Here is a 10,613-nt window from a genome sequence, read left to right on the forward strand (position 1 = left end):
TACCGACTATGCTGAACAGCGACGTCGAGCATATCACTCCTAAAGTTTTCGAGAGAAACCGAATTACCATTTTCATCGATTCCGGTAAAGGTTGTGCTAATAATTAAGTCTGATTGATTAATCTGTTCTGCGGCACATAACGTTTTCTCTATACGATATGGATGCGAAATATCATCATCGTCCTGAAAAAAAATGATATTGGCACCGTGTTTGTGAGCATATTTGACACCAATATTTCTTGCTGATGATACCTCCCCCCTCTTCTCGTTAACTATAAAATGAAATCTATTATCAATTATATCGTTCGGCAAGTAGTCTTTTATTCTGGTATTCAATTGCTCATAGAAACTTGAATTATCATCCACTATTACAACGCACCAATCTGGGGTTGACTGAGCATGTATTGAAAATAAGGTTTCAACCAGATAATCATTATCTCGCTTGCTCTTTGCATAATGAGGAATCACAAACCAACTTGACATTTATGCACAACCTCATTTATCTCTTTTGCAAAATCAACTATCCAATCCTTCGGCTGAAGTAACACTTGGTGAGGGAACGCCATTGTTCGATTGTAAAAATTCCCAGCACCTGGAAGCCTATAATTTATACTATTCAGTCTTTCGAAATGCCTATAATACTTGTTTCTATCAACTCGACTTGGTTGGTAGAGTGGATTGTTATTTAAAGGTTTATCAAGCCTTTCAAAAGGTACTCGATATTTCTCTGAGAAATAGTTCGATATTGCTTGTGCTTGTTCACCTTTAACTTCGCAGTTGAAGTCAACGACACAACGCCAATATACTCTCTGATCAATATTTGCGTCTGCGTCAAGGATATTGCATATTTTATTTTTTCTAAGGCAATCATCAAGAACCATGGCGTTTAAACGTCGCTTTTCATTCTCGACATCTAATCTTTTAAGACCGTTTAACAAAATAGCACACTGCATCTCAGTAATGTTGTAGTTCCTTCCTTGTACTTCTCCATTACCGGAAATAGCCATAAGATTTCTTGGATTTACGCTATCAGTTTTAGCTCTCCCATCCATCATCAAATTTTGTATTATAGAATAGTAAACATCCGAGCTAGTAGCAATAATCCCACCTTCTCCACTAGTAAGTAGTTTTGATTGCTGGGTAGAAAATACAGATATGTCAAAAAAAGAACCAGCCTTCTTTGATTTCCACGTTGCCCCATGGCTTTGTGAACAATCTTCAATAACTTTTAAACCATATTTATTTGCAATAGAACCAATTTTTTTCACATCTACCATGCCGCAATAAGCATGCACCAAAATAATGGCTTTGGTGTTCTGGGTAATATTCTCTCGTATTGCCTTCTCTGATATTTGTCCGGTTAAAGGATCAATATCAGTCAAAACAGGAATAGCCCCTAGATTATATACAACTTGGGCAACTGCAACCCAAGTCATACCTGGTACTATGACTTCATCTCCAGGCAAGATACCAATGGTTTCAAGCGCGATGGATAACGCCGCCGTTCCAGAAGTACATGGAATAGCGTGTTTAGTACCTATGTAGTCTGCCCATCTTCTTGAGAAAAGAGTACTAAAGTGTGGCAATGTCTCAGACTGGCCTGACAACGTCCAACGCGTAGATCTAAGTGCTCCTTCTACATCAGTTAGTAGGTCAACATCGCACACCGGCCAATTCATCTCAAAAGGTTTCATGCATCCTCCTATAACACCAAATTTAATAGCCTTTTGCTTAACAACCGTTTGTAGGCACTTATGATATCGCCTTCTCGAATACGTCCATCAAATAGAAGTTGACTAATTGTTTTAATGCCATCAGCGACATCAAAACAGGACAACTCTGTCTCTGTAACCCGTTCGCTATATGTTGCTGTATTGATGTAATATGAACAGGATTCATTTGTAGTTTTTTTGATGGTAGTTACAAACTCTTTTTTTATTGGTCGCAATAACTCGTATAGCTTATCACCACAAATTCTTTTCTTAATAATGAAATCGCCGACAACCAAATAGTCCAAGTCTGTAAGTAAAAAGCATTGTATAGCATCATACGCGTCACATACAATTGGCTCCGCATTTACGTTAAATGAGGTATTTAATAAAATAGGAACCCCTGTAATTTCTTTAAAATTCTTTATTAGCTGGTAGATGTCCTTATTATATTCTCCAACAGCTTGAACTCTCGCTGTATTATCTATATGTGTTATAGCTGCAAGTTTTTGTTGGTTTTCCTTAACAATTGGAAGATTAAATACCATATACTCCAAGTTCACTTTACAATCTGGAACTAGGAACCAATCTGAAATTTCATCCACCAACACCATGGGTGCAAATGGGCGATAGGACTCTCGCTGCTTAATAATTCGATTAGTTCTATATTTTGATTCAATAGGTCTGGGATCAGCTAGAATACTACGACTACCAAGAGCTCTTGGACCATATTCCATTCTACCTCTAGCCCATCCTATTATCTTGCCATTACTAATTTCATTCGCAAGAAATTTAAACTTATCTTCAGTATTAATAATTTCTATGATATCTTGATTTCTATCTATTATTTCAAGCGCATGTTTACTATTTATATCAGGTCCTAAATAAACATTCTCGAGTTTATTTCCATTAATCCTAGCGTCAGGATACATTGCACACATAGCTGCACCGACAGCACTTCCACCATCGTGTGAGGCAGGATGAACAAAAATATTGTCAAACAATTCGCTGAAAGCGAGCTTTCCGTTCAATGTACAGTTTAGAGCTACCCCACCACTGAGACATAGATTTCTTTGATTTAGCTTCTTTGACCAGAAAGATATTATATGGAATGCCATCTTTTCCAGGTATTTTTGTATGGAATGCGCAAAGTTTTGATGACTTTCTGAAATATATTCATTTTCTCTTCTTGGCAAAATACCTCTATCTAAAAAGTAAGCAGGTATATTTGTATGATTAAATGAAACCTTTCCACCTTCTTCAAAATTTATAAGCTCTTCGAAAAGTTCATCAAATTGATTTTGTTTTCCATAGGAAGCCAACCCCATTACCTTATACTCATCAAATCGTTCATATCCTAGTAAATATATACAATCGAGGTAATATCTTCCTAGTGATGAAGAAACTGGATATCTATATATACTTCTAACAACCCCATCGATATATGAGTAGATTGATGTAGACTCATCTTCCCCATTTCCATCTATTGTGACAACTAATGAACTATCGAAGCCAGAGTTTTCAGCCGCCATGATCGCGTGGGTATCATGATGACGTACATATTCAATTGGGATATCTTTAACTTCTTCACCAAATTTACGCACAAGTATCTTGTTAATTAAACCTCTAGAAGTTTCGACCTCGAGATTTTTTCTTTCAATATATTGTAAGCCAAGTCCAGTGTCTGTATTTAACTCTTCAAAATAAAATGCAATTTTGTCAACATCAGTTATTTTAACTTGTGCTATTTTTAAGCACTCAACAATGGCATCAATAGGAAACTGATTAGAGTGTTTAATCCTATCCAGACGCTCTTGTTCCACAGCCGCAACAATCTTACCATCTTTAATAATTGCAGCAGAGGCATCATGACCAAACCAATTTGGTATATCCCCAATAACAGGTGTTTCAAACGTTTCGAAACTACCGCTAATCCCTAGAGTTATCATAAAAAGAATCTCCTTATCCTTGATGAAAATAATTCGATATCTAATAACGTCTCATTCATTTTAGTCAGCGGCCTAAATTTACTATTCGTCATTATTGTTTCTATGATATTGATAGACTCCAAAGACCGTTTAATATCAAGTAAAGGTTCTAATTTATAATTTAGTGAAGTGACTAAGTCTAAGACTCCAGTAGCTTGATCAATAAAGTGAGTATCATCATATCTTCTGTCTATCTTGTGGGGGTGAATCGTTTTTCTTCGAGAGAAATGTTCTGTTGGGCGATCGATTTTATCTTCTTTATTCTTCCTTAAAATTATTAGAGAATTCGCCATCCATAAATCTTCAACTATTATTTCACCTTCATCTCCAATCACCCGAAAACTATGATCCTCACTTTCAACAATGCTAAGCTCAACTTTTGCTCTTCTACTATCACTATATTCCAAAGTAAGATCAATCCAATCAGGGGCAGGTGAATCTGTAACTTATTTATCTGGATAGATTAAGGCAGAGCTATAGCTCATGCTATCTGGCGTCCCCATTAAAGCCAGAATTAGATCAATCACATAAGAACCATGTTCAAAACCACAACCAACTTCAAATTCATTCTTTGCAGGCCAAAGTGCTCCTGAAGGACTGATCCAACTACCAAAGTTCATTTTATGAACTGGTCCCTCATGAATAGCACTCTTAATTAAACGTATTTCTCCAATTTCGCCAGAACTCAATATCTCTATTACCTTGATGATTGGGGGATTTAATAATAAGGAGGGTGCACTGGTTATAATACAGTTATTATTTTTGGCAACTTCTAGCAATTTTTTTGATTCTGTAATGCCCATAGTAAATGGCTTTTCACTGTATACTGAAATTCCATTAGCCACAGCTTCCAATGACACATTGTAGTGCTCTTCTGGATTCGTCAAGTTTAGCAATATGTCAACATTTACATTTTCTAACGCATCGCTTACCGAAGAGTAAGTATCGAAACTATGATAGTTTGAGAAAGCTTCAAGTCGATTGCTATCTCTATCGACACAACCAACAATATCTAGGCACTCATAGTCATTAAGATTTGACACATAGAAGTCTGCAGCATAACCACAACCAACAATTAGAATATTTGACTTTTTCACCTCACCTCCATTTTCAGACTAATACTCACTAAATAAGCTTTCAAAATAGTAGATCACTTTGCAAAATGACTTGTACAATAAGGAGTACGAGCTATAGAAAGACCATGAATTAGTGCTGTTTATCAGGCATCAAACTTCCACTACTCAGACACTAATCAAATTGACTACTGTATCGGTATTACGAAATGCTATTTAATATTTCTCAACATAATTGAAATAGATAAATGTAAATACTTATTAGCTCACTTACAATACGTCTTCATTATAAGTATAAAATTTCAAAAAACAATCAAATATTTAAAATAAAAATCCAATTCATAGATTAAAATCACTTTTTCTTATAAAAATATACATCTATACCTATCATTTAACATGATATCCTATCAATAATAAATCACTTATAAGCATTTCCATAAAATTATTATAAGTTTTCTCTAATTAACCCATGAAATTTTTAAGAAATACAATTTTCAAATTGTGATAACATTTTCATTAAAAAAACCAATTCCATGATTATATTAATTTATAATCCATATATTAAATTTAATTATTTTATGGCGTAAAATATTAAACATATTATTTTCCATCACAGTTATCGTACCACCATTACTGGTGTGAATAGGAGGAAACATATTGAAAACTGATTTCGGTGGAACCTGTTTTGAGAGGTGTCCATTTCATTATTTCGAAATAGTAGATAACTTGAAGGGAGCTCAGTCCGATATTTGCGATCTGATCAATCGCCAAAAGTCACAAACCACAATATGGACTAAGTTATATCTATTATAGCATTAGGCAATTATTGATGGTATCCGTTCTGCCCGTCAAAATAACGGTATCGACATCCATCTTATCGGAATTTTGAGCAGAACTTTTGGTGAACAAGCCTGTACTCAGGAATTAACTAGCCTACTAAATAAGATTTCAAAATAGTGCTAAATCTTATACCACTCATAATTCTATGTATAACAATGGGTTGAAGAAGGCTATGTGTAGCATAATTACGAAACGTTATTTAGCTCACCAGCAACATATTACTGCATTGGATCTCGCGGGTGACGAGTTAGGTTTTCCCGGCCATCTTTTCCAATCTCATTTTACCAAAGCCCGTGATGTTGGATGGCATATAACTATCCATGCCGGCGAAGCCGCTGGCGCTGAAAGTATTTGGCAAGCCATTAGGGAATTAGGAGCCACGCGTATTGGTCATGGGGTAAAAGCCATTACTGATCCCGTATTGATGGATTATTTGGTTGAAAACCGTATTGGTATTGAAACCTGTTTAACCTCAAACCTTCAAACCAGCACCGTCAATTCTTTATTGGACCATCCACTCAAACAATTCCTGGAAAAAGGTATTCTTGCTTCCATTAATACCGATGATCCAGCCGTTGAAGGCATCGACATCCGCCATGAATATGAAATTGCCGCCCCTGCCGCAGGTTTATCTATTGCTCAAATTCGTCAGGCTCAGATAAATGGGCTGGAAACTGCTTTTATCAGTGATACAGAAAAACAGGCATTACGCATGAAAGCAGCAAATCGTTAAACATAAATAGCTCAGGAATGGAATCTCCCATTCCTGATTATCGAGACCATAAAAATCTGTGGTGCACGGTGTTAAATCAACGATAGAATGAGCAAAGGAACATCATTCTATCAGACACCTCCCCATGAAATCTTATATTGTGAAAGTAGCCCTCCGAGGTATCAGCCCAATGGTCTGGTACCGATTCAGATTGTCAGGCGAGACTTCTTTAGCGGCTTTGCACTATATCATTCAGATCGTGCAGGGATGGCAGGATGATCATCTGCATCAATTCCGTATTTAGGGCAAAAATTACGGCATTTCCTACTCCGGCGGGATCGGATTTCCTGATAACCCCTACAAAATTACGCTGGGTGACTTTGAATTTGATGCCGGTGACCGTTTTACCTACGAGTACAACTTTTTCGAGCACTGGCTTCACGATATCCGTATTGAAACGATTCTCGAAAATTCTCACCTGAAGTCTCCTTTTTGTCTGGCCGGAAACAGAATGCCCGGCGCGACGTTAGCCGATGAAACTGATAAGACACTGGCATTGCTTGACGCGATTATTCATGCTGATGATACGACCACGGTCGGAGAGATCCGTCCATTGGTTGAGGCGCTTGATGCCGTCAGATTCAACCGGCCCAAGGTTAATAGCCAATTAAGTCGGCTCAACCTTGATTCACCGGAACTGGAACCTATTGTGATCGGGCTGTGGCCGATAGGATGATCGGTATCCATAAAGGTATACCTTTTGCTCTTAACGCGTCTATTTGAGGCAATTTACTGATTTCCGCAGGCTGGTTGAGTTCATTAGCTTCATAGCCGGCTGCCGGGCTTGGGAAACCGGCCGCAACGGACTCGGCAAAGAAAGGTAATGAGTCGCCTTCATCAGAAGGCAGGGGATAAACTAACGCCAGCGCCATAAAATTAGCCTCCTAATATTGTTTATACATACAGTATATTGCAGCTATTCAGGAACAGGCAATGCCGGCAACATATTCACGTTATTGATTCAACTAAGAATTACGGTCAGTCGGGCCAGAACGTCATCCATGATTTTTGCAGGCACACGCTCAAGCCGCTTTCCGCCCCGTGCGCCCATGTCAATTGTGCGCGGCTGATCGCAGCGCACAACGCCGGTTGTACGTGTACCGGCACCGTCCAGCGATACTGCAAAGCCAGCGGTACGGACAAAATTACCACCGCTGGTAACGGGTACCACTACAGGCAGGCGGGTCACGCGGTTAAAGGCCGCTGGCGTGACAATCAGCACCGGCCGCGTTCCCTGCTGCTCATGGCCTGCGGTAGGGTCGAGTGAGACAAGCCAGATTTCCCCTCTCTCCATATCAGATTGCCTCCCGGCCTGCAGATGGCGCGTCCAGCCATTCACGATCTTCTGCACTGATTTCGGCATCCGGATCGCACTGTGCCAGCAGTTCAGCAAGCGAATATTGTGGGCGCTTGTGCGGCTCCACTATCAGCCGACCATTATCAATGACCATGCCGACTTCATTATCTGATCCCAGAGACAGTGCGTTCAGCAGCGCCGGCGGAACGGTCAGCATAACGGAACCGCCGACTCTCTTCAGACGAGTGGTATGCATATTTCACCTCCATAAAAGTTATATATAAATATAACATCCAACAGGGAAATAAACCAGGCGGCAACACTAAAAAGTTAAATAAATATATAACTTTTTATCCCAGAAGCGTAGCAGGCCCACTGCTGGCAGCAGTGCTACCCCGCGCCAGTAGACTAGGAAAATACACAGCAGGAACACCAGAACAGCGCCATGACTGACGAACATAGCTGTATGATTTCATCATTTCCCATCATCTGAAGCATAATCAGATGGTCTAAGTCTTTGAAGAAATCTTATCAGCGATTTCCTTTGTAGAGCATAAAAATCTATGGTCTCAAAGGCCGAGCCTTTGCCCGGCGCACAAAATATCCCACGAAGGCTATTTTTTGTACAAACTGACGTCTACAGTGCGCAATGCGCGATATTTCCCGGCTCCTAGCTGTAGTGACGCGCAATGATGATTGCCCCGATGCGCAATAAATGCCCTTTTCTGAACCACATTGCGTGAGAATGAAAAGCCGTTCCAAATCACTTTATCTGAGAATCAAACCACATTACTGATTTGCCCGCCCACCCTTCCTGAGAATGAGAAAACCACCAGAAAACCGGCCGGTTTTCTGGTGGTTTCCAGAGCGGTTTAAATTCTGTCAATGAATCGGCTGATAACTCGCATTAAGACGTTTAGCCAACTTCTCAAGTCGTCTATCCAGCGTCCAAAGCCTTGCCCCTGGTGTTATCAAGGTTGATGCCAGCAATGTAATATCAACCAGACCACATCCGAGGCCGTACAACTTTTCGTTTTCAATGAATGCCATTACCTCGATGATAGTGGCCTGATGACTCTGTGGTAACAGCCCCAGATCTCCAAGCGTTCGCAGTCTTGGTGCCGGAGGAGTACCACAGGCTATTTCAGCCAGTATCATTGGATGAATCAGAACCAGATCCCGGCTTAACAACTGGATCAATCCGTCATTCCTGTTTTTGAAATGGTCAATCCAGACGGACGTATCTACTAAAATAGTCATTATGCGGATGGCTCCTCCCGGCGACGGGGAACTATCTGCATATCAGGTGATGTGCTGCCGAGCGAAGCCAGTCTTTTTGCTGCCTGCACCCGAACAAACGTTTTCACCGCTTCACGGAAAATATCAGCCTTATCCATGCCAGGATCGGCCATTTCTAGTGCCTGTGCATACAACGCATCATCAATCGTGACAGTAGTTCGCATAATATAACCTCCTTGATTCACATATTGATGATAATATACATCAAAAATAGAATCAAAACAGTTTGTAAGAAAAGAATAATGGCATGGGACAACCTTGCAATCCGCACAAATCAAAGAGTGAACAACGTGCTGTGCCCCCCGGCGCCTATTTTGACGACTGCATAAAGCCGTCAATGAAGACCGGGCAGCAGTCGGAAAAAAAGCCTGAAGCCAGCCCTTAAGGAACGGCCGAGAAAGACGAAGGTCAGTACCACCGATTTGTCTAGGTGCTTGCACGTTTCCTAGAAAACATGCACAATCAACCCTGTTACTTTCATCACCCTATAAGGAGTTAATCATGCAAAGCATGACCATTGAGCAGCTACGCGCCGCAAGCGATGCCGGCGGCGTGGAAGGTGTGACCCTGAAAGGGCAAGGCGGAACCTTCCTTGTGCAGATCGCAACCCGCAGCGGTGCCGCCGCTGTGCTGGCGAAGGCCCGCAGCCAAGAGCCGCGCCGTTTCGGCAACCCCATTGCCGCCCTGAACGTGTTGCGCGGCGTAGGCATCACCATCGGCCAGTTCGACGCCAGTGAGTGGAACCCGGACGAGAAAGAAGAAACCGCCGGCAATCGTGGCCGGGCCGAGGCAATGCGCAAGGCCCACCAAGCCGCCGCCTACTCGGAGTGGCTGGCCGCCGAGATTCAGGATGCTATCGACGACCCGCGCCCGAATCTTTCACACGATGAGGTTATGGCCGAGATGGACGCCGATATTGCCGCCTTGGCCGCCGAACACAAGCCCGCCAAAAGGAAGCGCGCTTGAGCGCGGCTGGCTGATTTATGGCGAAGGCAAAGACCCCTTACCGCATCGAGTGGCGACCGAAGGCCCGCGAGGATTTGCGCGCCATTGTTCGATACATAGGCAAAGACAACCCGACCAGGGCGGGCAGCTTCGGTCAGGAGCTACGCGACAAGACCTTGCCGCTTGCGCAGCACCCGGAGCTTGGCCGCACCGGGCGGCCCGGCCTGCCGGATTATGTGCGCGAGCTGGTCGCGCATCGGAACTACATTATTTTTTATCGCGTGCTGGACGAGGCGCGCACCGTCGAAATTTTGCGAGTGAAACACGCGGCGCAGCAAACGCCGTGACATGGTGACAGCAGATCTCCCTGCAGGAGATAGAGAGCGTAAATAACTCAAGTGCCCCAGACTTTTTTATGCTCTCCCTTTTCAACCAACAGAATATTAACGTAGATTTATCTAGGTCTAATTTAACAATGTTCCAATATATACCACAACAAATTAAGTATAGATTTAAAAAATCCATCATAACGACTATTTTAGTGATCTTAATCAAAGATTTAGACTTCTAAAGAAAACCATTTAAAATATAAAATTGTATTCATTGGGGAAATATAAAATTCAAATAGAAGTTTACGATTTAAATTTCGTAGTCAAATAAATAAGTTTTCATAATTATGCTCCACTTCCAA

Annotated in this window: 14 protein-coding genes and 4 pseudogenes; 7 read left to right on the top strand and 11 right to left on the bottom strand. The window is 41.3% G+C overall.

All coding sequences use genetic code 11. From position 1 onward, the window contains the following. From LGZ98_RS21960 to LGZ98_RS21980, 5 genes are all read right to left on the bottom strand, one after another. Positions 1–482: glycosyltransferase family A protein (locus LGZ98_RS21960; protein WP_262978589.1), on the bottom strand; the 482-nt coding region annotated here is incomplete at its 3' end. Continuing rightward, positions 464–1,693 (bottom strand): DegT/DnrJ/EryC1/StrS family aminotransferase, encoded by a 1,230-nt coding sequence (locus tag LGZ98_RS21965; RefSeq protein WP_113044400.1) that lies wholly within the window; start codon positions 1,691–1,693, stop codon positions 464–466. The genes LGZ98_RS21965 and LGZ98_RS21960, both read right to left, overlap by 19 nt. An 8-nt stretch (positions 1,694–1,701) precedes the next feature. Next, complete coding sequence (locus tag LGZ98_RS21970) at positions 1,702–3,657, bottom strand: carbamoyltransferase family protein (protein WP_262978590.1); 1,956 nt, start codon at positions 3,655–3,657, stop codon at positions 1,702–1,704. Then, on the bottom strand, positions 3,654–4,115 hold the full coding sequence (locus tag LGZ98_RS21975) for a Gfo/Idh/MocA family oxidoreductase (RefSeq protein WP_324251150.1): 462 nt from the start codon (positions 4,113–4,115) through the stop codon (positions 3,654–3,656). The genes LGZ98_RS21970 and LGZ98_RS21975 overlap by 4 nt, the downstream gene beginning before the upstream one ends. A 27-nt stretch (positions 4,116–4,142) precedes the next feature. Then, positions 4,143–4,793, bottom strand: coding sequence for a Gfo/Idh/MocA family protein (locus tag LGZ98_RS21980; protein ID WP_113041394.1), 651 nt, complete (start codon positions 4,791–4,793; stop codon positions 4,143–4,145). 795 nt (positions 4,794–5,588) lie between these two features. On the opposite strand from LGZ98_RS21980, the pseudogene LGZ98_RS21985 reads away from it, so the two are divergent. The 4 genes and pseudogenes from LGZ98_RS21985 to LGZ98_RS22000 form a co-directional block, all read left to right on the top strand. Further along, a pseudogene (locus LGZ98_RS21985) lies at positions 5,589–5,708 on the top strand (adenosine deaminase); the annotation flags it as partial. Positions 5,709–5,811: 103 nt separating this feature from the next. Continuing rightward, positions 5,812–6,342, top strand: a pseudogene (locus LGZ98_RS21990) (adenosine deaminase family protein); the annotation flags it as partial. 169 nt (positions 6,343–6,511) lie between these two features. Further along, positions 6,512–6,775 (top strand): annotated as a pseudogene (locus tag LGZ98_RS21995) (plasmid pRiA4b ORF-3 family protein); the annotation flags it as partial. Between the two features lie 57 nt (positions 6,776–6,832). Beyond that, the gene (locus tag LGZ98_RS22000) at positions 6,833–7,057 is read left to right on the top strand and encodes a hypothetical protein (RefSeq protein WP_041380083.1); all 225 of its coding nucleotides are present in this window, start codon (positions 6,833–6,835) and stop codon (positions 7,055–7,057) included. Here the strand turns inward: LGZ98_RS22000 and LGZ98_RS22005 are convergent. From LGZ98_RS22005 to LGZ98_RS22030, 6 genes are all read right to left on the bottom strand, one after another. Then, positions 7,026–7,253: a S24/S26 family peptidase gene (locus LGZ98_RS22005; RefSeq protein ID WP_011146600.1), complete on the bottom strand. Its 228-nt coding sequence runs from the start codon at positions 7,251–7,253 to the stop codon at positions 7,026–7,028. The genes LGZ98_RS22000 and LGZ98_RS22005 overlap by 32 nt on opposite strands. An 89-nt stretch (positions 7,254–7,342) precedes the next feature. Continuing rightward, the gene (gene pemK-mt / locus LGZ98_RS22010; protein ID WP_146747606.1) at positions 7,343–7,675 is read right to left on the bottom strand and encodes a type II toxin-antitoxin system toxin endoribonuclease PemK-mt; all 333 of its coding nucleotides are present in this window, start codon (positions 7,673–7,675) and stop codon (positions 7,343–7,345) included. A 1-nt stretch (position 7,676) separates the two neighbouring features. Continuing rightward, complete coding sequence (locus LGZ98_RS22015; protein WP_146748061.1) at positions 7,677–7,934, bottom strand: AbrB/MazE/SpoVT family DNA-binding domain-containing protein; 258 nt, start codon at positions 7,932–7,934, stop codon at positions 7,677–7,679. Positions 7,935–8,028: 94 nt separating this feature from the next. Beyond that, positions 8,029–8,154 (bottom strand): hypothetical protein, encoded by a 126-nt coding sequence (locus tag LGZ98_RS22020; protein ID WP_262978591.1) that lies wholly within the window; start codon positions 8,152–8,154, stop codon positions 8,029–8,031. A 406-nt stretch (positions 8,155–8,560) separates the two neighbouring features. After that, complete coding sequence (locus LGZ98_RS22025; protein WP_058588678.1) at positions 8,561–8,938, bottom strand: type II toxin-antitoxin system VapC family toxin; 378 nt, start codon at positions 8,936–8,938, stop codon at positions 8,561–8,563. Continuing rightward, positions 8,938–9,141: a type II toxin-antitoxin system VapB family antitoxin gene (locus tag LGZ98_RS22030; RefSeq protein WP_011146605.1), complete on the bottom strand. Its 204-nt coding sequence runs from the start codon at positions 9,139–9,141 to the stop codon at positions 8,938–8,940. The genes LGZ98_RS22025 and LGZ98_RS22030 overlap by 1 nt, the downstream gene beginning before the upstream one ends. Before the next feature lie 98 nt (positions 9,142–9,239). Between LGZ98_RS22030 and LGZ98_RS22035 the strand changes: the two are divergent. From LGZ98_RS22035 to LGZ98_RS22045, 3 genes and pseudogenes are all read left to right on the top strand, one after another. After that, positions 9,240–9,399, top strand: a pseudogene (locus LGZ98_RS22035) (IS5/IS1182 family transposase); the annotation flags it as partial. A gap of 79 nt (positions 9,400–9,478) precedes the next feature. After that, the gene (locus LGZ98_RS22040; RefSeq protein ID WP_011146606.1) at positions 9,479–9,943 is read left to right on the top strand and encodes an antitoxin PaaA2 family protein; all 465 of its coding nucleotides are present in this window, start codon (positions 9,479–9,481) and stop codon (positions 9,941–9,943) included. Positions 9,944–9,960: 17 nt separating this feature from the next. After that, on the top strand, positions 9,961–10,269 hold the full coding sequence (locus LGZ98_RS22045) for a type II toxin-antitoxin system RelE/ParE family toxin (RefSeq protein ID WP_113041392.1): 309 nt from the start codon (positions 9,961–9,963) through the stop codon (positions 10,267–10,269). Positions 10,270–10,613: the final 344 nt, after the last annotated feature.

The sequence above is a fragment of the Photorhabdus kayaii genome (assembly GCF_025384895.1).
Lineage (GTDB): Bacteria > Pseudomonadota > Gammaproteobacteria > Enterobacterales > Enterobacteriaceae > Photorhabdus > Photorhabdus kayaii.